Source organism: Acinetobacter sp. T_3_1, from assembly GCF_025377055.1.
In the GTDB taxonomy this organism is placed as follows: Bacteria; Pseudomonadota; Gammaproteobacteria; order Pseudomonadales; family Moraxellaceae; genus Acinetobacter; species Acinetobacter kookii.
On the sequence record NZ_JACHVD010000005.1, the window covers coordinates 120203 to 145422 of the forward strand.

Below are 25220 nucleotides of genomic sequence, written 5' to 3' on the forward strand. Positions count from 1 at the left end.
GACAAATTAGTCGTTAAGTCACTTATAAATATACGGCCAGTTTTTGTGCCAGAAATTCGATAAATAAGCGCACCCTTTTCGGCAGATGTTCTTGTCGATAGTACACTGCATGGATGTTCTGATAATACAGACGAATTTGGTCTTCAAATAAGGCCTTCAGGTGACCGGCCTGTAAATCATCTTCGACCAAAAAACGCGACAAACAGGTTATGCCCAAGCCTTGTAAAGCCAGTTGCCGGACCGTTTCTCCATTTGAGGCTTTTATTTTGGGATGAACAATCAAATCTTCACCATTCAACTGAACCGGCCAGGTATTTAAATGCGTCGGCTGGCTAAAACCCAGTAAAGCATGCTGGGATAAATCTGCTGGAGATTGCGGTACTCCATGTTGTTCCAGGTAAACAGGGCTCGCCACAATATACAGGCGGCTGCGGCATAATAACTTGGCATGTAAACTTGAATCGTGCAGTTCTCCAAACCGGATCGCGACATCGGTTTTATGCTCCAGTAAATCAATCACCTGATCATGATTATTCAGTTCAATTTCGATGTTGGGATATTGCTGCATAAACTCCTGCATCAGCGGCACAATGACATGCAAGATAAAAGGGGTCGCAGAGTCTATCCGAATCCGTCCCGAAGTATCACTATCAGATTTTAGCAAGGCATCTTCAGCTTCGGCCAAATCGTTTAAAATTTTACGGGCTTTTTCCAGAAATAGTTGCCCTTCCTGGGTCAATTTCAACTTGCGTGTGGTACGTTCCAGCAAGGTCACATTGAGCTTATTCTCCAGACGTTGCAAAGCTCGACTCACCCCGGATGTGGTTTGTCCCAGACGCTCGGCTGCCATCACAATCGAGCCACTATCGACAATAGTCACAAAAGCGTGGAGTTCTTCAATGGTCGATTTCATCTTCCACTCATGTATTGATTATTCATCAATAATATTGTGCAAAGTAATGTATTCTTTAACAACAACAAACCTTTAAAATTACGTTTATCTTCAAAACTTAAAAATTGCATACATACAGCAATCCATCGCTTGCATTGGCATTCACAATAGTTACGGTCCAGCCACCTTTGCCCTAGCTCACTGCTGTAAAGCAGGAGATGATCCATCCTGTTCATAAAATATTTAGAAAAAAGTCCGCACAATGCGGACTTTTTAGTTTTTTAATTAGCGTAAAGCTTCAGGCAACAGCGGAATACTCGAGGGTTTGGCCAGTTCAGCTTTCATCTTCTGCAGCATCTGATAAGGTTGCTGCTGTACAAACATATTCACAAAGGTTAAAGGAATAGAACCTTCAGGGTTGGCATAACCATACGTGGAAACTTTGACTTTGTTATTGGCTAATTTCTGAAAAGTCCAATCGCCTTCATAATGGGTCAAACGTACATAATTCGGATTTTTGGCATACGCTTTATCAACCGCTTTATTTTTAATGGTGATCATGCCTTGAGCATCTTTCATCATTTTGCCTTGCACCACCAGATCACGATCTTTCAGCGGGAAAGGAAAATCCAGCACCATATACAATAAAAATTCGCCTTTTTTGTCATCCCGGGAAAGGACCTTGATACTGCCCATATACGGCACCCATTTCACCGCATGGTCGACATCCAGAATCAGACCAACGGCCTTTTCAAAAGGCGTATCGTAGGTGGTTTCAGCTTTATATAAAAATACCGGGTTCTGGCTGTTTTGATAGGTCCAGACCTTAATATTATTTTTGTTAATACTGAGTTTGGCATTATCCACAGGTTTAGCTTGCGCAGTAGCAAGCATTGCTACTGCACAGGCCATCAATATCACTTTTTTCATTCCATTGTGCTTCTTATTTTAATTTTGCTAGATATTGTTATAAATGATTTTAACGATTTTTTATACTTGAATATCGTTAAAACCCAGTACATCTTTCATGTCATATTTACGGGCTTCACGTCCCACTACCCAAGCTGCGGCACGAACAGCACCCGCGGCAAAGTTCATACGGTTGGTTGCTTTATGGGTAATTTCAACACGTTCGCCTTCGCCAATAAACATTACCGTATGTTCACCGACAATATCACCACCACGAATGGTTTCAAAACCAATGGTTTGGCGATCACGTGGACCAGTATGACCTTCACGGCCATACACTGCCACTTCTTTCAGATTGCGTCCCAAAGTATCAGCAATCGCTTCACCCATCATCAGTGCCGTACCTGATGGTGCATCGACTTTATGACGGTGATGCGCTTCAATCACTTCAATATCCACTGTGTCGCCAAACACTTTAGAGGCAAGCTCCAACAGCTTGATGGAAACGTTCACGCCAACCGAATAGTTTGCCGCATAGACCACTGGGGTTTGCGTTGCGCTGTCATCTAGAAATGCTTTTTGTTCGTCATTCATACCCGTAGTACCAATGACAATGGCCACGCCGGCTTCACGGCACAATTTCAAATGCTGTGCAGTCGCGGCAGGTGCCGTGAAATCAATCACCACGTCACAGTCTTTTAATACGTCTTGTAAATTGCCAACAACCTTGACCCCAACTGGACCAATACCGGCAAGCTCGCCTGCATCTGCACCAATCAGGCTGCTTTCAGGGCGTTCAACTGCTGCTGCGAGCTGATAGCCGGCTTCTTTCACGGCTTGAATAAGGATGCGTCCCATACGACCGCCTGCACCTAATACACCAATGCGTGGAGCTGCTGACATAACATATTTCCAATGTTGATTCTAAATTGTTCTTACTATATCAAAACTCTGTAATAACACTAAGATTGATTGCATAAAATCAATGAAAATACCTAAATAGTAAAATCACTGATTTTGATAAAAAACTGATAAACAAAGTCATCCAGACTTCTTGGAATATAACTAAGTATCAATTTTAGCGATCACTTAAATTTGAGGTTTAATGATAGTTGATACAGAACAAGGCTGATGCAAAATTGAGAAATATGGCTTGAGTAATAAAATTCTTTTTGCGGGTCTTGGTGGTATTGATATGATCATATCCTGAGCCAAGATTTGAAAGAAAGCCAAGAAATATGGATAAGAAAAAAAACCTGCTCATTATTTAAAAAAGCTAATCAGATTTGTGGAACGATGGTTAAAAATCAACCGCGGAACATGAAAAACTAATAAAAAAGCCCAATTGGAATATATTGGGCTTTTAATATAAATATAAGATATTGATTTAAATTGAATAATTTAGAGCATTTCGTATAACGTGTATTATGTTAATTTTAGAAATAATTAAAAGTTTGGAAATACTAGTGAAATGCAACTTATAGAAATAGAGCCTTATTTTTGGGAACTATATGAGGATAGCGAAAATATATACCTCAATGTTTGTATAAATATGAGTGCAGTTTCTTGGGCGAAAACTATCTGCCTAGATAAACAAACGATTCAGCAATATCAGACTCAAGGAAAAGGTTTTATTGATGACTTAGCTAAAAGAATTGAAAGCAGCCAATTTAGAAAAGATTATGAAAGATTTTATTCATTTCCAGATGCCTCCCCAGAACAAAAAGAGGGAATGCTTCTAGCATTTAATGAATATAGGGCTAAGCAAAATTAAAGCCATTTAACATAATGGCGATTATGTGAATAGCCACCAAGCTTAGACCAAATTGTTGAGTTTGAGTGTTGATTTTAGAAAGGCTTAAAAAGGTAAAATCTAATGAACCTGTAACTCCTTAATTCGATAGAACCCAAATCCTCCCAAGCCTTTCTTTTTCATACCCGTATTATATATTTCTTCAACTATAATCAGTTTCTTCATAATCTTTTGGCTGGTTATAGTCGTATTGAATATTAAACTTTCCAGTTGGATACAATGTAAAAGTTAGCCCCCAAATACGATCACCTGTCAAATCAAGCAAATGCTTTCTAAGAAAAAAAATTTTTTCTTTAGCCAATTTACTAACATCTCTAGGAATATCACTACCGAGTCGGTCTAATTCACTATTATATTTTGACCACCATGTACTACTAATCATTTTCCCAAAAATTTCATAGGTTGCTCCAGCTTCATCCCAAGAATTTTCTCCAACAAATGCTAAAACTTCTTGAGCAATTGCTTGGTAGGCCTCGATAACTGCTGTATTTTCAATTTGTTGACTCATTGATCAAGTTCCTAAGTCTTTTCTGTACCATCAATATGCTGCCACATTAAATTCATTAAGTTTAGTTTCTAAAATCATTTATTTAACATAATGGTGCTTATACGAAATATAAAACAACTTAGATTCTCAAATGAAGTGCAACAGAGATTAATTTATTGGAAGGAAGCAAGATGAGCTAGCATTCTGCTTCCGACCGACCAAAGTCAAAGTTGCATCATGAACTATACTCATCTTACTCAAGAAGAAAGATATCAGATTTATACATTATTACGTGAAGGTTTTTCTAAACGTTATATCGCCTGGAGATTAAATCGTTCACCTTCCACTATTTCCAGAGAAATCAAACGTAATCGAGCAAGAAATGGCTATTTTGCCAAACATGCCCATAAATTAGCTCGAAGACGGCATCATTCAAATCCTAAAAGAATCCCATGTGATATCTGGGTACAAGTCATTGCTTATCTTGAACTTCAATGGAGTCCTGAACAGATCGCTTCTCAAGTTGCTGTCAGCCTGCATTCCATTTACAGGTTTATCCAGCAGGATAAAAGCAAAGGTGGTGTGCTCTTCCATAACTTACGTTTCAGAAATCAAAGAAAGAGGAAATATGGCTCTATTGAGACTCGTGGTCAGCTGACTAACCGCAAAAGCATTCATGATAGACCTGCTGAGATTGAGCAGCGCTCTCGCTTCGGTGATCTGGAAATAGATACGATTGTTGGCAAGAATCACCAACAATCCCTGGTTTCAATTGTAGACCGGAAGACAGGTTATCTTTGGCTGAAAAAGTGTAGCACGCGAAAGGCTGAGGAAATTTGCCAAGCCACGATCAGATTATTGGAACCCATCAAAGAACAGCTGAAGACGATTACCGCGGACAATGGTAAGGAGTTCAGCCTGCATGAATATGCTGCTCAGGAATTAGATGTAGACTGGTATTTCGCTGATCCTTATAGCGCCTGGCAGCGAGGCACGAATGAAAATACAAATGGATTGATCAGACAATATGTTAGAAAAGGCAGTGACTTGAATGACTATACGGATGCATATATTGCAGAAATCACTCAACGATTGAACCATCGTCCAAGAAAAAGACTCGGATTTAAAAGTCCGAGTCAGGTATTATTCCAAGAACATGGTGTTGCACTTCAAATGCTAATCTAAGCAATAAAAAAGGGATGCATATGCATCCCTTTTTTAGTCATTATTTGAAATTAATCAAACAGACCGAAGAACGATTTTTTCTTAGGCGATGATTTATTGTCATCACCATCCATCGTTTCTTGCAATTCTTTCAACAATTCACGTTGACGCGCAGTCAAGTTTACTGGTGTTTCAACCACTACGCGGCAAAGCAAATCACCCTGCATGCTGGTACGTACCGGTTTAACCCCTTTACCACGCAAGCGGAACAGTTTGCCGGTTTGAGTTCCCTCAGGAATTTTCAGGCTGACACGGCCATCTAGGGTTGGAATCTGGATTTCTTTACCCAATGCAGCATCCGCAATAGATACCGGCACATCCATATACAGGTCGGCACCGTCACGCTGGAAGATGTCATGCTCGCGCACCACCACTTCTACGTATAAGTCACCGGATTGACCGTCACGAATCGCTTCACCTTTACCACTTAAACGTACGCGGTCGCCGTTGTCCACCCCTGCTGGAATGGTCACTTCAAGGGTTTGCTGACGGTCTTTTACGCCTGAACCATGACAGGTGTTACATGGGTTCTTGATGATTTTGCCTTGACCGCGACAGGTGCTACAAGTCTGCTGAACAGAGAAGAAACCTTGCTGCATGCGCACTTGACCTGCACCATGACAGGTTTTACAGGTTTCAACATCATTCGGGTTTTTCGAACCTTTACCGTCACAGGCCTCACATGGTGCCGGTGCAGTAAAAGTAATGGTTTTTTTCACGCCCTTGACCGCTTCTTCAAGGGTCAATTCCATCACGTAACGCAGGTCCGATCCGCGACGTGCACGTTGCTGGCCACGGCCGCCACCGCCACCGAATGCGCCACCAAAGATATCGCCAAACTGACTAAAGATGTCTTCTGCGCTGAAACCGCCACCGAAGCCACCACCACCCATGCCGCCTTCAAAAGCGTTATGCCCCATACGGTCATACATGCTGCGTTTTTCGCTATCCGATAAAATTTCATAAGCTTCAGCAGCTTCTTTAAATTTTTCTTCAGCTTCAGGACTGTCCGGGTTACGGTCTGGATGATATTTCATCGCCAACTTACGGTAGGCTTTTTTAATTTCATCATCACTAGCGGTTTTAGCGACGCCCAAAACCTCATAATAATCACGTTTAGCCATGTCTGGCGATGCTCCTCACGGAATTTTATTTAATACTTAACTGTGGAGTGAAATTGGGGATGCAAACAAATTTTACAAGGGGACGATGGGAAAAAAATTTATCCAGATTAGAAAACGGCTTTATTTTTGAAAAACCGGGAAATTCCTTTCAGCCAGGCATTCAACAAAAATAAAAAGGCAATCAGGGCGAAAATCACGCCTGTAACAGTACAGCCTTTTACCCAGACTGCACTATCCCAATAAAAGAAAATCAGCGGAATAAACCAGAGGGCCGCAAAACACACCAGAATCATATAAATCACAATATTACGCATGATCCAGAGGGCTTGAGCCTGAAGCCAGACCTCCACTTCATTCACTTGTGTGACTTTGCGCGCAAACCAGTAAGCAAATATGCCGCTAATCACAGTAAACAAGGCCAAAAACATCAAGACATAGGAAATCGCAATAGAACGGCGAAGTCGGCTTAAGTTGTCTTGCTTCATGTGCGTTTTAACCCCATTTACCACATCTTTAGATTTTTAATATGCAGTAAATTGCTTTATAGAAATGTGTACGAATATTAGGTGCTACTATATTGAAATTTTCAATATTTCGCACCTGCTTATTGTCAAAAAATTACACCGTTTGGCTATTTTTTTTCACTTTAAACCATTGTGCATACAATGCCGGTAAAAAGAACAAGGTGAGAACCGTGGCCACAATCAAACCGCCCATAATGGCGACAGCCATCGGACCAAAGAAAATACTGCGTGATAATGGAATCATCGCCAGTACTGCGGCCAGGGCGGTCAGCACAATCGGGCGGCAACGACGTACGGTTGCCTCAATAATGGCATTCCAGGGATCATGTCCAGCCTGAATGTCCTGTTCAATCTGGTCAATCAGGATTAAAGAATTGCGCATGATCATGCCCGACAGGGCAATGGTTCCCAGCATCGCGACAAAACCAAAGGGTTTATTCAGCAACAATAGGAACAGGACCACCCCAATCAGGCCCAAAGGTGCCGTCAAAAACACGATAAACGCGCGGGACATGCTCTTGAGCTGAATCATCAGCAAGGTCATCACAACCGCGAGGAAAAACGGCATACCGGCATTGACCGAGTTTTGTCCACGTGCCGACTCTTCGACCGTACCGCCTACTTCAACCAGATAACCGCCTGGCAATTCAGCACGCAGCTGATCCATTTTATCGGCCAGTTCCCCGACCACGGTTGCAGGCTGCAATTTGGTCCGTATATCGGCACGCACGGTAATGGTCGGCAAACGGTTACGATGCCAGATCAGGCCATCTTCAAATTTATATTCAATTTTGGCAATTTGCGCCAGAGGTACAGAACCGCCATTGGTCGTCGGTACGGCCAGACTGGATAAGGACTCTACATTGACCCGTTCGTTCCGATCACCACGCAAACGGATTTCAATCAGTTCACGTTTTTCACGATACTGGTTAATCACGGCACCACTGATGGAGCTGTTCAGGAATTGCGACAAATCTAAAGTCGATACCCCCATTTGACGGGCGCGATCCTGGTCAATCTTCAGCTGGATGACCTTGCTCGGTTCGCCCCAGTCCAGATGAACGTTGGTGGTGTTCGGATTCTCTGCAATGACGGCGGAAACCTTATGTGCCCACTGACGCACCAGATTCAGGTCTTCCCCGGAAACACGGTACTGCAAGGGATAACCGACAGGCGGACCATTTTCCAGCAGCGAGACCCGGGTACGCACATCTGGCAGCAATTTACGGATTTCCTGATCCAGAGATTTGCGGATTTCATCGCGGTCATCCAGGGACGAAGCCAAGACCACAAACTGGGCAAAACTGGCCTGTGGCAGCTGCTGGTCCAGCGGCAAGTAGAAACGGGTGGAACCCGTGCCGACATAGGCCACATAATTGTCGATGCCCTGTTTGGTCGACAGGAATTTTTCCACTTTCTTCACGGCATTTTCTGTGGCGGTGAGGGATGCACCTTCTTCCAGTTTTAAATCGACCAGAATTTCGGCACGGTTGGATGGTGGAAAAAATTGCTGCGGCACCAGTTTAAACATCAGCACCGACAACACAAAAATTCCCACCGTGGTCGCAATCACGGTTTTACGGTAAGTAATACACTGACTCACCCAGCCTCTAAATTTTTGATAAAACTTGGTTTGATAAGGGTCATGATGCTCACCGGCATGATGCAGCACAGCTGGCGGTTCGGGTTGCCTGCGTAAGCGCGCCCATAAGCGCTGATACCACGGCGCTTTTTGCAGCAGGTCTTGATTAAAATCTGGCAGCAGTTTATCGCCCAGATAGGGGACAAAAAGAACTGCTGCAAACCATGACACCACCAAGGCAATGGTCACTACCTGGAAAATGGAACGGGTATATTCACCGGTACTGGAGGCCGCAGTGGCAATCGGCAAAAAGCCGGCTGCAGTAATCAGGGTGCCGGTCAGCATGGGAAAAGCCGTGGTTTTCCAGGCAAAACCTGCCGCCTCCAGCCGGCTATAGCCCTGCTCCATTTTCACGGCCATCATTTCAATGGCAATAATGGCGTCGTCCACCAATAAACCCAGTGCCAGAATTAAAGCGCCCAGTGAAATTTTATGCAGCCCGACATCAAACAGATTCATGCCGGCAAAGGTCATGGCCAGTACCAGCGGAATGGAAAATGCCACTACCAGACCGGTACGGAAACCCAGTGAAAAGAAGCTGACCAACAGGACAATAATCACCGCTTCTGCCAGCACTTTCATGAATTCATTCACGCTGCGTTTGACCGCAACCGGTTGATCGGAAACTTTTTTCAGCTGCATACCCAAGGGCAAAGATTTTTGCATATGGGCAAATTCAGCCTCTAAATTTTTACCTAAAGCCAGAATGTCGCCACCTTTGCGCATCGAGACGGCAATGCCAATCCCGTTTTCGCCCATAAAGCGCATGCGTGGCTGGGCCGGCTCGCTAAAGCCGCGATAGATCTCGGCAACATCGCCCAGTTGAATGGTTTTTCCTGCCACCAACAGGGGCATCTGCTTGAGTTCATCGACATTTTGCAACTGGCCACTAACGCGCATTTGAATGCGGTCGGTCCCGGTTTCAAAGAAACCGGCACTGGCCATGGTGTTTTGCTGTTGTAGCGCTTGCTGAATCGCGGTGACCGGGATGCCAAGTTGTGCCGCTTTGGTATTGGACAGTTCAATCCAGATTTTCTGGTCTTGCAGCCCCACCAGATTGACCTTGCCGACATCCTTGACCCGTTGCAGTTGCAGTTGCAGACGGTCGGCATATTCCTTCAATAGGGCATAGTCATAATCTTTGCCGGTCAGGACATAGATATTCCCGAAGGTATCACCAAATTCATCATTAAAAAACGGCCCTTGTACCCCACTCGGAAGTTGATGCTGGATGTCACCGATTTTTTTGCGCACCTGATACCAGACATCGGGAATCTGGTTTGAGCGCAGCGAATCCTTGGCAACAAACGTCACCAGTGACTCACCGGGACGCGAATAGGCCATGATGCGTTCGTAATTGCCGGTACTCATCAGTTCTTTTTCGATGCGATCCGTCACCTGCAAAGACACTTCCTGTGCGGTTGCGCCCGGCCAGTAAGTCTGGATCACCATCACCTTAAAGGTAAACGGCGGATCTTCACTTTGTGCCAGCTTGGAATAGGAAACAATGCCGACAATGCCGAGCAGCAGCATGAAATAAAGGATCAGGCCTTTATTTTTCAGTGCCCATTCCGACAGGTTAAAGTTCGTGCCTAAATTCATGATGCAGCTCCTGACTGGATGTTCACGGCACGATTTTCCCGGTCAATCGGCTGGATTTTCTGTTTTTCACGCAATAAGTGCACACCGCCAATCACCACATAATCTTGTGGATTCAGACCGGACAATACCGGCACACTGTCACGGCCATAGGCCCCCAGGGTCACCGCCACCTTATGGATGGTCTGATCCGGTTTCACCACCCAGACATAGGCCTGCTGGCCATTGGCCGAAACACTGGACAACGGCACGCTAAGTACATTGTTTTGGCTATTGTTAAAAAATACCCGGGCACTCTGGCCCAGCTGAATGGCAGCGTTGCCTTCACGCAAGGCCACCTTGACACTAAAGGTCCGCGACTGATCGGCTGCCGGAGAGATTTCACGCACATAGCCTGCAAATTTATCTTCCGGCTTGGACCATAAGGTCACCCACGCTGCCTGACCGACTTTAATCTCTGAAATGGCCTGCTCAGGCACCCCGATCACCACTTCACGGTCACCAGCAATTGCCATCTGGTACGCGGCTTGCCCTGCCGCAACCACCTGCCCGACTTCAATATTGCGTGCGGTAATCACCCCGTTTTTATTGGCAATCAGCTGGTTATAACCGGTCTGGTTACTCGTCACCTGATAATTGGATTGCGCTTGCTTTAAAGCGGACATCGCTGACTTGTACTGGTTATCCACCGCATCATATTGCGAACGGCTCACGGCATTCATCGGCAGCAGTTGCTGAAAGCGCTGCCGTTCATCTGCGGCAATTTTTGCTGCCGACTGGGCACTTTCCAGTTGAGCTTTTGCTGCATTAAGCTGCAGCTGGGCATCTTTCACATCCAGTTTTGCCAGTACCTGCCCCACTTTGACCTGATCGCCCACATCGACATAACGTTCGATAATCTGTCCGCCCACCCGGAAAGCCAAAGCCGTTTGCTGGCGCGCCTGCACATCTCCGGCATAGCTTTTCTGCTCGTTATAGGTACTGTTCGGCTGAGTCACCATCACAAACGGGACCTGTTCTGTTTCGGTTGCCTCCGTGCTGCAGCCCAATAAAGTCACACTGCAAATAATCATCATGCTGACCAGGGCGGTTTTTACTGCAATCTTTACTGTGCTCATGAAGTTCGCTCTTATCTCAAAATGTTTTTTAGGGCAAAATAAGCAATATCTTAAATTGATCATTTTTTAATTAATATACTGCCTGGTACAGTAATTATAATAATCAGGTCAAAGCAATGACCTTTTTCATTTTTTTGGAAAAAATTGTGCAAATAAATGTTGGTCGTCCCAAGGACTTAGAAAAACGTCAGCGTATTTTAAATGCGGCAAAAAGCTTATTTTTGAAGTGTGGCTATCAGGGTTCCAGCATGAACCAGATTGCCCAGGAAGCCGGTGTCACCAAACTGACGGTCTACAATCACTTTCAGGATAAAGCCAATTTATTTGTCTGTGCCATTGTTGCAACATGCGAAGAATTACTCAGTGCTCGTCCCTTAAACCTGCAAGCCGACAGTAATTTTTATCAGGAATTTGTGCATGCCTGCGAACTGGCGCTCAATATCACCAACTTGCCAGAAGCCATCAAACTGGAACGCTTATTGGTGGAACTGGCAGCGGAACAAAATCCACTGGCACAGACATTTTATAATGCCTGCCATCTGCGTATGAATGCACTGTGGGAAAACTTTTTTCAGCAGGCTATAGAATTGGGCTTTATTCAGCCAGAAGCTTTAAAAAACCTGACCTTACTGATCCTTTCTTTACTGTTGGGCCTGCGCCATCATGAAGTGTTGCTTGGGGTGCGGGAAGTTCCCACTGCTGAAGAGAAACGGCAGATTATCCTGAACAGCATTGAAATCTTTATGCTGAAATATCAAAAAAAACCTTAAAATCTGTAATTCCATTTTCCTGACTGCACAAACAGCACCTCAATTGCCAGTTTTAGCAACAAAAGATACCGACTTTTGTCTGCCCCCTACTTGGAATGTCATCGAATCGGGGTATATTCAAAAGAGTAGCCTAGGAGAATGAAAAAAATGATTCAACAAATTGATGCTCCACTGCGTGAGGATGTACGCTTACTTGGGAACCTACTGGGAGAAACCCTCAAGGAACATGCAGGACAAGATTTGTTTAATCAGGTGGAGCAGATTCGTGCGCTGTCCAAAGGTGCACGTGATGGGCAGGTGGAAGCCGAAAAACAGCTTGAACAACTTTTTTTAAGTCTGGAAGATGATGAAATTCTTCCGCTCACCCGGGCATTCACCCACTTTCTGAATTTTGCCAATATTGCCGAACAGTACAATGTGGTGCGCAGTCGCCGTAAGAGTGAATTCGATGAAAATGCGCCTTCCCCTAATCCGCTTGATCATCTGTTCCAGAAGTTTAAAGATCACGAAATTTCAGCCGACACGCTATTCCAGCAAATCTGTGAACTGAAAATTGAACTGGTGTTGACTGCGCATCCGACTGAAGTCAGCCGTCGTACCTTAATTCAAAAATATGACGATATTAATGACTGTCTGTTTAAGTCTGATCAACAAAAACTGACCCCACGTGAACGCAAGGCCGTACTGGCAGAACTCAAACAGCTGATTTGTTCCGCCTGGCAGACTGATGAAATCCGCCAGCACCGCCCGACCCCAGTCGATGAAGCAAAATGGGGCTTTACCACGATTGAGCAAACCCTGTGGAATGCTGTTCCCAAGTTCATCCGCGAACTGGATGAAATGGTTGAAGATCACTGTGGCCAGCGTTTACCCTTAACCGTTGCACCGGTGCGTTTTGCCTCATGGATGGGTGGTGACCGTGATGGCAACCCGAATGTTACGCATAACATTACCCAGGAAGTACTGTGGCTGTCGCGCTGGAAAGCGGCGGATTTATATCTGCGTGATATGGAAGACCTGCGCTGGGAACTGTCGATTCAGAATGCCAGTGATGAACTGTTACAGGCACTGGGTCATAACCACCCCGAACCCTACCGTGAATATCTGCGTGACACTCGCGAACGCCTTAAAGCCACCCGTCACTGGCTGGCGCAAAAACTGCAAGGGCAAGATGCCGATGATAGCCAGGTCATTAAAAGCAAAGATGAACTATTACAGCCTTTATTGCTGTGCTACCGTTCACTGATTGCCTGCAACCTGCCTGAAATTGCCAATGGCAAACTGCTGGACTTTATCCATCGCGTCAACTGCTTTGGCATTGAACTGCTGAAACTGGATATTCGTCAGGAATCCGGTCGCCATCGCCAGGCCATTTCTGCCATTACTGAATATCTGGGTCTGGGCAATTTTGAAACCTGGACCGAACAGGCACGCCAAAATTTCCTGTTGCAGGAATTGCAAAGCAAACGTCCGTTGTTGCCTAAACATCTGAATGAACCGAAACAAAGCCTGATTGAACATCCGGATGTGCAGGAAGTGTTTGCCACCATGCGTACGCTGGCTGAACAGCCGGAAGAAAGCCTGGGGGCTTATATTATTTCCATGGCGGAATATCCGAGTGATGTACTCGCGGTCTTACTGCTGCAAAAAGAAGCTGGCATCAAGCATCCGCTGCGTGTGGTGCCGTTATTTGAAACCCTGAAAGACCTGGACGGCGCAGCCGCAACCATGAACACCCTGTTTAATATGCATTGGTACAAACAGCATATTCAGGGCAAGCATGAGGTAATGATTGGCTATTCGGATTCTGCCAAAGATGCCGGATTCATGTCCGCCAACTGGGCGCAATACCGTGCGCAGGAAGAACTGACGGCTGTTGCAAAAAAACATGCCGTGCAACTCACCCTGTTCCATGGCCGTGGCGGTTCGATCAGCCGGGGGGGCGCACCCACCCAGCAAGCGCTGTTTTCACAACCGCCAGGTTCGATTTCCGGTGCCATCCGCGTGACCGAACAGGGCGAAATGATTCGCTTCAAGTTTGGTCTGGAAGGCATTGCACTGCAAAACCTGGAAATTTATACCGCAGCCACATTAGAGGCAACCTTGTTGCCGCCACCGGTGCCTAAAGATGAATGGCGTCAGTTGATGCATACCATGACCGATTTATCGGTACAGGTCTACCGTCAAACCGTGCGTGAAAATCCGCATTTTGTGAAATACCTGCGTACGGTTACACCGGAACTCGAATTGCAAATGCTGCCGCTCGGTTCACGGCCGGCCAAACGCAAGGTCAGTGGCGGGATTGAATCTTTACGTGCCATTCCCTGGGTATTTGCCTGGACCCAAATCCGTTTGATGCTTCCGGCATGGCTGGGCACTGGAGCAGCCATTAACCAGATGATTGATCAGGGGCAAAAACAGCTGCTGGATGAGATGCTGCAACAATGGCCGTATTTCCAGACCCTGATTGACATGCTGGAAATGGTCCTTTCTAAAGCCGATAGTCATGTAGCGCTCTATTACGAATCACATTTGACCGATGATGAAGATTTAAAAGTTCTCGGCAACGAACTGCGTCAGCGCTTAAAAGATGCGGTACAAACCTTGCTGGCTTTAAAAGGTGAATCTCAACTGCTGAGTAGCAATGAAGTACTGGACCAGTCTATGCGGGTACGCAAACCGTATTTGTTGCCGCTGCATTTACTCCAGGCGGAACTGATGAAACGCCGCCGTCGCTATCTGGCAGAACGTCAGGCAGAACATACCCCAGTCGATCATGCCTTAATGGTAAGTATTGCCGGGATTGCGGCCGGACTGCGTAATACCGGTTAAATTCTGATTTTCCATAGAAAAAGCACATTTCCGCAATGTGCTTTTTTTAACCTTATGGTCAAAAGATTCCCATTATTTTTTATAAATAAAACAAAAAATATTTATGAATTGATCAAGACATCTTCATTCCTATTAACTGTTGATTTAGCATTATTTTTAAATGATTAAACTTTTACCACACGGTAAAAACACTTGAAAAGTCATGGCATTAGTTTAAACAAAATTTTGTTTCAATGATTAAATCTTCCAAAAAAGAAGCGTATGATGTGCACAATTTGTTTTTAGAGTGCTCAAAAAATGTCCAATTGGTTTCCCAAATGGCGCCCGTATGAAGGCAGCATCGACGCACGTCCTGTAGGTACCAATGAATATCTGCCACCTGCACAGAGTGTTGTATTAGGGGTACAGCATGCTTTTGCCATGTTTGGTGCGACGGTACTTGCACCCTTCCTGATGGGTTTTGATCCGAACCTGGCCATTTTAATGTCAGGGATCTGTACCATTCTGTTTTTCCTAATGACCGGGGGACGTGTACCGAGTTATCTGGGGTCCAGCTTTGCCTTTATTGGGGTGGTGATTGCGGCAACAGGTTATGTCGCTTCGGGTACAGGCGCACCCAATGCCAATCTGGCCCTGGCCGCTGGCGGTATTATGGCCTGTGGTGTGCTGTATGCCATTTTTGGCTTTATTGTGATGGCTACCGGCACCAAATGGATTGAAAAACTCATGCCTCCTGTAGTGACCGGCGCTGTGGTCATGATCATTGGCCTGAATTTGGCACCGGTGACGGTTAAAGGCGTGGCGGGGAATAACTTCAATATGTGGATGTCACTGGTCACCGTGATGTGCATGGGCTCGATTGCAGTATTTACCAAAGGCCTGCTGCAACGTCTGCTGTTATTGATCGGTTTATTACTGGCTTACCTGATTTACTATATTGTTTCCAATGTAATGGGACTTGGCACGCCCATTAATTTCGCTCCAATTCAGCAAGCAGCCTGGTTTGGTCTGCCAACTTTCCATTCGCCGGTATTTGATGCCAATGCCATGCTGATTATTGCGCCGATTGCCCTGATTTTAGTGGCTGAAAACCTGGGTCATATCAAGGCAGTAGGTGCCATGACCGGTGAAAACCTTGATCCGCATATTGGCAAAGCCTTTGTTGCCGATGGTCTTGCAACCACTTTATCGGGTGGCGTCGGCGCGCCGGGGATGACTACTTATGGTGAAAATATTGGCGTGATGGCAGTGACTCGTGTCTATTCCACCATCATCTTTGTTTTTGCCGGTGTATTTGCAGTTTTCCTGGGACTTTCACCAAAATTTGGTGCCATTATCCATACCATTCCGACTGCCATCTTAACCGGTGCATCGATTGTGGTGTTCGGTTTAATTACCATTGCGGGGGCAAAAATCTGGATTGAAAACAAGGTGGATTTCTCTAAAAACAAAAACCTGATGGTGGCTGCGGTAACCATTATTTTAGGCACTGGTGACTTTGCCCTGCAATTTGGCAGCTTTAATCTGGGAGGTATTGGTACCGCTACGTTTGCCGCCTTAATCCTGAACTGGTTCTTTAGCCTGGGCGATAAATCATAAAGATAACTACATATTTTCAGGCAGCCGCAAGGCTGCTTTTTTTATGTTTGCGGCTGAAGAAATTTTAGTATGATGGTTCAAATTTCACTGAGCAGACTCAGCAGATGCGTCTCGACTTTTTTGATTTGCAACTTTTCCTGAATATTGTAGATACGGGTAGTTTGACCAAGGGTGCAGAACGCTCCGCGATTTCCCTGCAAGCTGCCAGTGAGCGGATTAAAAAAATTGAACAGCAGTTTGCGGTGCATTTATTTACCCGACATGCTTCTGGAGTCAAGCTCACCCTTGCTGGACAGGTGTTTGCCTCGCAGGCGCAGATACTGGTTCACCAGGCTCAACAATTGCAACAGCAGATGCTGCCCTTCGCTACGGGCGCGCAAAGTGCAATGACGCTGTGGTGTAATTCCTCGGCTCAAAGTGAATATCTTCCCCTGCTTTTACCCTCTTATTTGCTTGAAAACCCCAATATCCAGATTGAGTTAAAAGAAGCGGAAAGTAACGACATTATTCAGGCACTGGAAAATGGCAGCGCACAGCTCGGCTTGATTTCAGGTTTTTTTAATTCAAAAAAGTTACAGACCTTGGAGTTTTCCGATGATCCGCTGGTATTGATTTGCCCCATGGATCATGAACTGCAGCAGCAATCCGCCCTGCAATTAGCCGATGTGCTGAATTATCCCTTTGTGGGCCTGATGCAATATCATTCATTGCAGCAATCAATCGAAACCCAAGCCAAATTACTGGGCTGTGCGATTCAGTACCGTTTACGCTTACCCAATTTTGCTGCGATTGCTCAGGTCGTTGCCAATGGCGTCGGGATTGCCATTATGCCGAAACGCGCAGCCAATCGTTTACAGTCGGTTTATCCTTTTCGGCAAATTGAACTGACTGGAGACTGGGCCAATCGCAAGCTGTTATTGGCAGCAAAAAACTTTGATGCCCTGCCAGTCGCTTATCAACATTTCAGCCAGTTTTTAGTTTCCCATACCTCCAGATTGCCGAGTTAAAAACTTTTGCTCAGATGGCTTTATTGCTGACTTTAAAGCAGACCCAACTGATGCAGCACCATATAACCACCAAAAATGACCAGCCCGCAAAAGAATACTTTGCGAAATTTTTGTTCGGGAATGCGATAGCGAATTTTGGTTCCCACCCACATTCCCACCAAGGCTGGAAGCAGGGCAATAAATGACATCTTATAGTCCATAGGAATATTTTCCACCGGATGCTGATGCAGAAATACCGCCAGACAAATCGTGGAGATGGTAAAGGCCAAACCGAGCGACTGCACCAGCTCATCACGTTTGAGATGCAGCGATTGTAAGTAAGGCACTACAGGAATAACCACTACACCGGTAGCGACTGTGAGTGCCCCGCCCAAATAACCCATCATCGGAGATAACCATTTTTCATGCGCGGCCAGATTGGGCATGTTCTTGGCAAATAGACCGTACAAGCCATACAAGGCCAGCATTCCGCCGAGCAGCGCCTCACTCTGAAATTCGCCATGTCCCAGGTTAGGAAAAATGCTCCAGATGGAACCCACCACAATGCCCAGCAACAACGGCCAAAAGCGACCAACCAGTTTCAGCACCTGACCTTCAGCAAACAGTTGCCAGAAATTGGTCACCATCGACGGTACGATCAACAAGGTGGCTGCTTGAAAGGGACTGATAAAAATCGTCAGCAAGCCCATGGAAACCGCAGGCAAACCGAGTCCAATGGTGCCTTTAATCATGCCTGCAATGGCAAACACCCCAATCACAAAGCCAATCATATTCAACACCCGTTAAATTTTAAGCTGATCATAGGTGACTCAGAGCCCTTTAAAAATCACTATTTTCCAGAGTAAGCCTCAAGAAAAAGTTGAGGCTGTTGAGGCGAAGGAATGTTAAAAAAAGCACTCTAAATATGACAAAATGTTAACTATTGATTAACAATTGAGCAATTAATTGCATGTTTACATAAAAATTCCATCAATTAATAACATATTATTAAGTTTTTCTTAACTGTATGATTTATGAACTATCTTGGGTTTATTTTTTGCCCCGATTGCAGCAATTTCAGCGCTTTTTTCAGCCTAAAACGGTCTTTTTTTAATCTAAAACGGGTGGATTTTTAAACAAAAGCTCTTTAAAGTACGCGCTTCGCATGAATGGGCTATGTAATAACATAGCATTTGTACCATTGAGAGAAAAAATATTCGGGTTTTAGTTCTGAAAATGCTGTCTATTTTTTCTAAAAGCAATTGAAGATAAGGTAGAGATTGAAGAATGATTTATGATGGACATCATAGCAATATGATTAACACTGCAGATCAGAATACTGCGGTAATCTCCCAAAATTTCCAGAAAAACCAGACAGGTTCAGGCGCTAAAAATTCCAAAAATAAAGGCATTCCCTATCTGGATGTACGTAAATTCACACAGAAGTTACATAGCATGTCGTCAGCGACCAGTACCAAAAAATGTGCACGGAGTATCCGGATTGCATTGCAGTCTGCAGGTGCACGAATTTTGAATCATCCTGTGGCAGCGGCAGATTGGGGACATACCCTCCAGACCATTGGCTATAAAAAAATCAATCCATCTTTTGATAATCCGAAAGAAGGCGATATTTATATTATCCACAGAACCCAAAAGCACATTTATGGCCATATTGCTGCCTATACTGGCCGTCAATGGGTGTCTGATTTCAGGCAAAAAAGCCATGCCGTCTATAAGAATGATCAGGTTCGCTATACTTATTACCGCCTGGCGTAACAGATAGACTTCAGCCCTAAGACACCTTTTCAGGTGTCTTATTTTTTTATAGGCGTTAACAGGGGAAAATTAAGGACGAAATTCTCGCAATTCACGCTGAATAAAACGCTGGATCATTTCACGATATAAGTGTTCCACCAGATCCGGATCGGTGCCCAGGTCCAGTGCTTGTGCTCGTACTTTCTGAATGACCTGTTCTACCCGCTCAGGTGATTGTACGTCCTGTACAGTTCGCTTAAAACGCGCAGCCTGATCGACATAAAATTGACGGGTGGCAATCATTTCAATGAGTGCGGTATCAATGGCATCAATCTGTGCACGGGCTTGTTCTAAAGACTCACATTTCTCTTTCTTCATCTTTGCTGTCATCATTTTCACTTTTATATTGGTCTTCTAAAACATTACTAAAAATACTTTCGATCATCCAGACCCGGTACAGGCTATTAAACACATAACTTTGACCATCAATGCGCAGTTCGAGCACAGGAAAATCGGGCTGAGACTTCATTTCACAGAGTATGTCATTTTCTTTTAATTTGGCAGCAATATCTTCAGTGCTCAGTTCATTGATCTCTAAATCACGCTTGATCTGGTCAAAATGCGACCTGAATGACAGGTCTTTGCCTTTGGTCCAGACTGCCTGCAAAATGCTGTACATGGCTTCTACACGCTGCTCTTCAGGCACGCTATAAAACAGTTTCGCCATCTCATAAGTTGCCTGCTGGGTAGGACGGCAAAATGGGGTAAATTTCACTTCGGTACGTTTGGACAAACGGGTCGCCAGCCCCCAGTCAAACAGGTCGCGTCCATGATAAGACAATGGGTAAACATTCAGGTGAATATTATAAAAATTGGCCAGCTCTTCTTTAATATAGGCCAACAATAGCCAGGAAATCGGGTCTTCTAGGGCAATATATAAATCCAGTTCCGGATCCAGCGCCTGAATTTCATTCAGTTCTTCTGCATCACTAATCAGGTGTTCACGCCATTCGATATGGTTAATCAGGAAAATCGGATTGTCGGTCAGCAATTTTTGTTGTTTTAGACGGCGGGTCAGACGCAGCAGATCATCCACCGCATGATATTTGCGTCCACCAAATTCAAAGTAACTGACCAGCACTTCGGCATCGTTAAAAATCCGTTCCGGAAAGTTTTGCGCTGGATGATGGCGGCTGGCCATGGCGTGCAAGGTACGCAATTTGCCATACTGTTTTTGCCATAGCATGTGGAACACGTCTTCAAGTAAATACAGGAAATCTTGACCGCGTAACGGCGTATTGCGAAGGATGGTTTCTGCTTGAGCGATGGCCTCAAGCGGCGGTTGTTCTGGGGTTTCATGGAAACTAAAGCGATGCTGTTTGGACAGAATTTTGGCATCGTTCAGGCAGTAATTTTGCCACTCCATTTTTGACATGTTATTGGGAGGTTCTGCCGTTCGGCTGGAAATGATCACCTTTAAGGGTTTGATCTCATCACTCAAGATTTCTTCAAGTTCAGGTAACTGCTGTGCAGCCAGATAGCTATAGACATCATCCAGACGCAAGTGGATGGTTAAACCCTGCTCCGTAGATAATTCCACCTGACGAGTCGGCTTTTGGTAAAACCAACTCGATCGAAGTGGATCAAACCAACGGCGTAACAGTGACATGAGATCAGCCTCGAAAAAAAACCCTTGTGTGCTACAAGGGTTTATAACAATTTGTTAGGTAATGATCAATTATACATCTAAATTTAGATCGGTCACTGCCCCTTTTTCCGCACCTGTGGTCAATTTGGCAAACTTCGCCAAAGCACCATAGCGATAATTCGGTTCAGGCTTGACCCAGGCCGCTTTACGCGCCGCCAGTTCTGCATCGGAAATATGCAGCGTCATCTCACGGGTTTCGGCATTAATGGAAATTTTATCGCCATTTTTCACCAGACCAATCGGTCCGCCTTCATAGGCTTCAGGAGTCACATGACCAATCACAAAGCCATGACTGCCTCCTGAAAAACGGCCATCGGTGAGTAGTGCCACCGATTTTCCTAAACCTTTACCAATAATGGCCGAGGTCGGTTTCAGCATTTCCGGCATGCCGGGTCCGCCTTTCGGTCCTTCCCCACGAATCACCACCACTTCGCCTTCCTGCACTTCACCATCCAGAATACCGCGCATGGCACCAATTTCACCTTCAAACACGCGTGCCGGACCTTCAAAATACAGCCCTTCTTTACCGGTAATTTTTGCGACCGCACCGGTCGGTGACAGGTTGCCTTTTAGCACCACCAGATGCGAGTCTTTTTTGATTGGGGCATCAAAGGGCAGAATAATTTGCTGACCTTCCGGATAATCCTCGACATCCGCCAGGTTTTCCGCCAAGGTTTTACCGGTGACAGTCATACAGGAACCGTCCAGCATGCCGGCATCCAGCATGCGTTTCATCAGCGGCTGAATCCCGCCAATCGCAATCAGTTCCGACATCAGGTATTTACCGGATGGACGCACATCGGCCACCACCGGAATGTCCTTGCCAATGTGCACAAAATCATCCAGAGTCAGTTCCACCCCGGCCGTATGCGCCATGGCCAGTAAATGCAGCACGCCATTGGTCGAACCACCCAGTGCAATCAGCACTTTAATGGAATTTTCAAACGCCGCCTTGGTCATGATGTCACGCGGTTTAATGTCCAGACGTAACAGATTCATCACCGCTTCACCTGCACGCAGACAGTCGATTTTTTTCTCTTCAGATACCGCTTCCTGCGCCGATGAGCCCGGCAGGCTCATGCCAAGTGCTTCAATGGCAGATGCCATCGAGTTGGCGGTATACATGCCGCCACAGGAACCTGGACCCGGCAGTGCCACTTCTTCAATCTGCTTGACCTGAATTTCGTTGATTTCGCCTTTGGCATGCTGGCCCACCGCCTCAAACACGGAAATCATGTCGGTATGGCCAGCACCCGGTTTAATGGTTCCACCATAAATAAACAGCCCCGGGCGATTTAAACGCGCCAGTCCCATAATGCAGCCCGGCATGTTCTTGTCACAGCCGCCAATCGCAATCACGCCGTCATAGGCCTGACAACCCACCACCGCTTCAATGGAGTCGGCAATAATTTCACGTGACAGCAATGAGTATTTCATGCCTTCGGTACCATTCGAGATCCCGTCTGAAATGGTAATGGTATTGAAGATAATGCCCTTGCCATTTGCGGCATTCACGCCTTTTTCCACTTCACGCGCCAAGCCATCGATATGCATATTGCACGGCGTGACATTGGCCCAAGTTGAGGCAATGCCAATAAAAGGACGGCTAAAGTCGGCATCTTTAAAACCGGTGGCACGCATCATGGAACGTGCCGGTGCATTTTCAATCCCTTCATAAACGGGTGCTGAATGTTCGCGGATATTGTCTTTACTCATTGGTTTCTTCCTTGGCGATGACCGATTTTCAGCTTCAGTCTTTGGCAATTTATTCTAAGATCATTGTATAGAAATACCACTCGTGAAGAAAACATATACTCCAGATAAACTCATATCAGATTGAATATTCAAGAACTTAAAATATTAATCGTGACAGGTGACAGGATGTCGCTGTTTTGCTGTGCTACAGGGACGTAGCATCAGCACAACAAAGGCTTTTTGTTACTTTTGAGCCTTCAAAAGTAAAACATCGTCTACGCAATGCTATTGCAAGAGTACAAAGTAAAATGCGACCGTGCTATTTTCAATAATCAATAAAAAAGCACCCCATCTGGAGTGCTTTCTAAAATTTGTAAAAACTACAAATTAAATTTCACGTACCGCACCTTTTGCCGCACTTGTAGTATGCATGGCATAGGCTTTCAGGGCTTTGGAAATTTTACGTGGACGCTCTTCCACTGGATGCCAGCCTTTCGCTTCTTGCGCTTCACGGCGAGCTGCCATGGTGGCTTCATCTACAGCCAGGTTGATGGTACGGTTTGGAATATCAATTTCGATTAAATCGCCATCTTCAACCAGACCAATAGCACCGCCCTCAGCCGCTTCTGGAGACACGTGGCCAATCGACAGACCTGATGAACCGCCAGAGAAACGGCCGTCAGTCAGCAAGGCACATTCCTTACCCAAACCTTTCGATTTTAAGTAACTGGTTGGGTACAGCATTTCCTGCATGCCCGGGCCACCACGTGGACCTTCGTAACGAATTACCACGACATCACCGGCTTTAATTTCGTTGCCTAAAATCGCCTCTACCGCAGAATCCTGGCTTTCAAACACACGGGCAGTACCGTTGAATTTCAGAATCGAGTCATCTACACCGGCAGTTTTGACGATACAACCATCCAGCGCAATGTTGCCGTAAAGCACAGCCAGACCACCGTCTTTCGAGAAGGCATGTTCTGCATTACGGATCACGCCATTTTCACGGTCGCCATCTAAACGTGAGTAGTAACGATCTTGCGAGAAAGCCGTTTGCGTTGGTACGCCGCCCGGTGCTGAACGGAAGAACTGGTAAACTTCTTCATTTTCAGTACGGATGATGTCCCATTTGTCCAAAGCATCTTTCAGGGTTGCTTCATGGACTGTACCGACTGAGGTATCCAGCAAACCGGCACGATCCAGCTCACCCAGAATCGACATAATGCCGCCGGCACGGTGCACATCTTCCATATGCACATCGTTTTTCGCCGGAGCGACTTTACACAGTACCGGCACTTTACGGGACAAACGGTCGATATCATCCATGGTGAAATCAACGCCTGCTTCATTGGCAGCTGCCAGCAAGTGCAGCACGGTATTGGTTGAACCGCCCATGGCGATGTCCAGCGTCATGGCATTTTCATAGGATGCTTTGGTCACCATTGAACGTGGCAGTACGCTGTAATCGTCCTGTTCATAATGACGTTTAGCCAGCTCCACAATTAACGAGCCTGCACGCTCAAACAGTTTTTTACGGTTTGCGTGAGTTGCCAGTGTCGAACCATTACCCGGTAAAGACAGACCCAATGCTTCAGTCAAACAGTTCATTGAGTTGGCTGTGAACATGCCTGAACATGAACCACAGGTTGGGCAGGCAGAACGTTCGTATTCCGCCACTTCTTCGTCGGTATAGTTGTCATCTGCTGCCACGATCATCGCATCGATCAGGTCGATAGCTTTGTCGTTACCGCGGATTTTAACCTTACCCGCTTCCATTGGACCGCCAGACACGAATACCACCGGAATGTTCAGGCGCATAGCAGCCATCAGCATTCCCGGAGTGATTTTGTCACAGTTGGAAATACACACCATGGCATCGGCACAGTGCGCACTGACCATGTATTCAACCGAGTCAGCAATCAGGTCACGTGAAGGCAGTGAATACAGCATACCGTCATGACCCATCGCAATGCCGTCATCGACGGCAATGGTGTTGAATTCTTTGGCCACACCACCTGACGCTTCAATTTGACGAGCCACGAGTTGACCAAGGTCTTTTAAATGAACGTGACCTGGAACAAATTGCGTGAATGAGTTGACGACGGCAATAATTGGCTTGCCGAAGTCTTCATCTTTCATCCCAGTTGCGCGCCATAAGCCACGCGCACCCGCCATGTTTCTTCCGTGTGTCGATGTTTTTGAACGATAGTCAGGCATTGTGTTATTCCAACAAAGTTTGTGCTTGAGTTGAATGAGCTCATTCACTCTGGCGAAATCTTACAGATCGAGAGCATGAAATCAGTCGAATTTCGAACCTATCATACACCAAGCCATTGTTTTTCAAGAGGGCATTTTCATCTTAGATATGGGCAGATGGGTCTATAAATTGAACTTCGTGATTTGACGACAAAAATCTTTAACTGAAATCTACTATACCGCCATCCCCGGTCAGACAATGCAAAACTTTCATGAATAATTTTTAAATTTTGCATAATTTTTTTTTATAAAATTAGGCTGCTTCCGTCTGTATTCAGACTCAATTT

The 25220-nt window shown here is 45.5% G+C and carries 20 protein-coding genes; 7 read left to right on the forward strand and 13 right to left on the reverse strand.

Annotation, left to right across the window (positions count from 1 at the left end; all coding sequences use genetic code 11):
* Window positions 1-22: 22 nt before the first annotated feature.
* The 3 genes from H4I94_RS07885 to dapB all read right to left on the reverse strand — a co-directional run bounded on the left by H4I94_RS07885 (window position 23) and on the right by dapB (window position 2704).
* Window positions 23-913, reverse strand: coding sequence for a LysR family transcriptional regulator (locus tag H4I94_RS07885; protein ID WP_092820109.1), 891 nt, complete (start codon window positions 911-913; stop codon window positions 23-25).
* A 264-nt stretch (window positions 914-1177) separates the two neighbouring features.
* Window positions 1178-1822: an START domain-containing protein gene (locus H4I94_RS07890; protein WP_092820110.1), complete on the reverse strand. Its 645-nt coding sequence runs from the start codon at window positions 1820-1822 to the stop codon at window positions 1178-1180.
* Between the two features lie 60 nt (window positions 1823-1882).
* Complete coding sequence (gene dapB / locus H4I94_RS07895) at window positions 1883-2704, reverse strand: 4-hydroxy-tetrahydrodipicolinate reductase (RefSeq protein WP_261182694.1); 822 nt, start codon at window positions 2702-2704, stop codon at window positions 1883-1885.
* 568 nt (window positions 2705-3272) lie between these two features.
* On the opposite strand from dapB, the gene H4I94_RS07900 reads away from it, so the two are divergent.
* Window positions 3273-3575: a hypothetical protein gene (locus H4I94_RS07900; protein WP_261182696.1), complete on the forward strand. Its 303-nt coding sequence runs from the start codon at window positions 3273-3275 to the stop codon at window positions 3573-3575.
* A gap of 181 nt (window positions 3576-3756) precedes the next feature.
* On the opposite strand, the gene H4I94_RS07905 is transcribed toward H4I94_RS07900, so the two are convergent.
* Window positions 3757-4122: a hypothetical protein gene (locus tag H4I94_RS07905; protein ID WP_261182698.1), complete on the reverse strand. Its 366-nt coding sequence runs from the start codon at window positions 4120-4122 to the stop codon at window positions 3757-3759.
* Window positions 4123-4338: 216 nt separating this feature from the next.
* Here H4I94_RS07905 and H4I94_RS07910 point away from each other — a divergent pair, with 216 nt between their 5' ends.
* The gene (locus H4I94_RS07910) at window positions 4339-5286 is read left to right on the forward strand and encodes an IS30 family transposase (RefSeq protein WP_261182700.1); all 948 of its coding nucleotides are present in this window, start codon (window positions 4339-4341) and stop codon (window positions 5284-5286) included.
* Between the two features lie 50 nt (window positions 5287-5336).
* On the opposite strand, the gene dnaJ is transcribed toward H4I94_RS07910, so the two are convergent.
* The 4 genes from dnaJ to H4I94_RS07930 all read right to left on the reverse strand — a co-directional run bounded on the left by dnaJ (window position 5337) and on the right by H4I94_RS07930 (window position 11332).
* Complete coding sequence (gene dnaJ, locus H4I94_RS07915; RefSeq protein ID WP_131273547.1) at window positions 5337-6449, reverse strand: molecular chaperone DnaJ; 1113 nt, start codon at window positions 6447-6449, stop codon at window positions 5337-5339.
* A gap of 107 nt (window positions 6450-6556) precedes the next feature.
* Window positions 6557-6934, reverse strand: a complete 378-nt coding sequence (locus H4I94_RS07920) for a hypothetical protein (protein ID WP_092820114.1) — start codon at window positions 6932-6934, stop codon at window positions 6557-6559.
* A 133-nt stretch (window positions 6935-7067) separates the two neighbouring features.
* Complete coding sequence (locus H4I94_RS07925; protein ID WP_261182701.1) at window positions 7068-10217, reverse strand: efflux RND transporter permease subunit; 3150 nt, start codon at window positions 10215-10217, stop codon at window positions 7068-7070.
* On the reverse strand, window positions 10214-11332 hold the full coding sequence (locus H4I94_RS07930; protein ID WP_261182702.1) for an efflux RND transporter periplasmic adaptor subunit: 1119 nt from the start codon (window positions 11330-11332) through the stop codon (window positions 10214-10216). The genes H4I94_RS07925 and H4I94_RS07930 overlap by 4 nt, the downstream gene beginning before the upstream one ends.
* Window positions 11333-11478: 146 nt before the next feature.
* On the opposite strand from H4I94_RS07930, the gene H4I94_RS07935 reads away from it, so the two are divergent.
* The 4 genes from H4I94_RS07935 (at window position 11479) to H4I94_RS07950 (ending at window position 17540) form a co-directional block, all read left to right on the forward strand.
* Entirely contained in the window at window positions 11479-12102 is a 624-nt protein-coding gene (locus H4I94_RS07935; protein ID WP_314732915.1) for a TetR/AcrR family transcriptional regulator, read from the forward strand.
* A 147-nt stretch (window positions 12103-12249) separates the two neighbouring features.
* The gene (ppc, locus tag H4I94_RS07940; protein WP_092820133.1) at window positions 12250-14934 is read left to right on the forward strand and encodes a phosphoenolpyruvate carboxylase; all 2685 of its coding nucleotides are present in this window, start codon (window positions 12250-12252) and stop codon (window positions 14932-14934) included.
* Between the two features lie 297 nt (window positions 14935-15231).
* Entirely contained in the window at window positions 15232-16533 is a 1302-nt protein-coding gene (locus tag H4I94_RS07945) for a solute carrier family 23 protein (RefSeq protein WP_261182704.1), read from the forward strand.
* A 104-nt stretch (window positions 16534-16637) separates the two neighbouring features.
* Window positions 16638-17540: a LysR family transcriptional regulator gene (locus H4I94_RS07950; RefSeq protein WP_261182705.1), complete on the forward strand. Its 903-nt coding sequence runs from the start codon at window positions 16638-16640 to the stop codon at window positions 17538-17540.
* A 32-nt stretch (window positions 17541-17572) separates the two neighbouring features.
* Here H4I94_RS07950 and H4I94_RS07955 read toward each other — a convergent pair whose 3' ends face one another.
* On the reverse strand, window positions 17573-18310 hold the full coding sequence (locus H4I94_RS07955) for a sulfite exporter TauE/SafE family protein (RefSeq protein WP_261182706.1): 738 nt from the start codon (window positions 18308-18310) through the stop codon (window positions 17573-17575).
* A gap of 523 nt (window positions 18311-18833) precedes the next feature.
* On the opposite strand from H4I94_RS07955, the gene H4I94_RS07960 reads away from it, so the two are divergent.
* Entirely contained in the window at window positions 18834-19295 is a 462-nt protein-coding gene (locus H4I94_RS07960) for a hypothetical protein (RefSeq protein WP_261182707.1), read from the forward strand.
* A gap of 69 nt (window positions 19296-19364) precedes the next feature.
* Here the strand turns inward: H4I94_RS07960 and H4I94_RS07965 are convergent, their stop codons facing one another.
* The 4 genes from H4I94_RS07965 to ilvD (H4I94_RS07980) form a co-directional block, all read right to left on the reverse strand.
* On the reverse strand, window positions 19365-19652 hold the full coding sequence (locus tag H4I94_RS07965) for a chorismate mutase (RefSeq protein WP_092820121.1): 288 nt from the start codon (window positions 19650-19652) through the stop codon (window positions 19365-19367).
* Window positions 19633-20943: a hypothetical protein gene (locus H4I94_RS07970; RefSeq protein ID WP_261182708.1), complete on the reverse strand. Its 1311-nt coding sequence runs from the start codon at window positions 20941-20943 to the stop codon at window positions 19633-19635. The genes H4I94_RS07965 and H4I94_RS07970 overlap by 20 nt, the downstream gene beginning before the upstream one ends.
* 69 nt (window positions 20944-21012) lie before the next feature.
* Complete coding sequence (gene ilvD, locus H4I94_RS07975) at window positions 21013-22698, reverse strand: dihydroxy-acid dehydratase (RefSeq protein WP_261182709.1); 1686 nt, start codon at window positions 22696-22698, stop codon at window positions 21013-21015.
* A gap of 366 nt (window positions 22699-23064) precedes the next feature.
* Entirely contained in the window at window positions 23065-24894 is a 1830-nt protein-coding gene (ilvD, locus tag H4I94_RS07980) for a dihydroxy-acid dehydratase (protein ID WP_092820124.1), read from the reverse strand.
* Window positions 24895-25220 lie beyond the last annotated feature (326 nt).